This is a genomic window from Streptomyces sp. CA2R106 (genome assembly GCF_037034245.1).
In the GTDB taxonomy this organism is placed as follows: domain Bacteria; phylum Actinomycetota; class Actinomycetes; order Streptomycetales; family Streptomycetaceae; genus Actinacidiphila.
In genome coordinates this window covers 1-221 of sequence record NZ_JBAGKC010000237.1, presented here as the reverse complement: position 1 = coordinate 221, position 221 = coordinate 1, and the positions used below count along the sequence as shown (strand labels likewise).

Annotated in this window: 1 protein-coding gene; it reads right to left on the bottom strand. The window is 70.1% G+C overall.

Going from position 1 to position 221, the window contains the following annotated elements:
* Positions 1 to 206 (bottom strand): acyltransferase domain-containing protein (locus WA788_RS35910; RefSeq protein ID WP_335984762.1); only part of this gene is annotated, 206 nt, incomplete at its 3' end.
* Between the last annotated feature and the right edge of the window lie 15 nt (positions 207 to 221).

Below are 221 nucleotides of genomic sequence, written 5' to 3'. Positions count from 1 at the left end.
ATGCGCTCGCCCGACACGGAGGAGTACATGGGGACGGGGGACGTGACCGGGTTCACCTCGGCCAGATCGGATAGGACCTGGGCCTCGATCAGCTCCACGTACGCCGAGTGGGACGCGTAGTCCACGGGGACCTTGCGGGCCCGCACTTCCCGCTCCTCGCACCGGGCGATCAGCACCTCCAGCTCCTCCACCGGACCCGCCACCACGACCGCACCCGGACC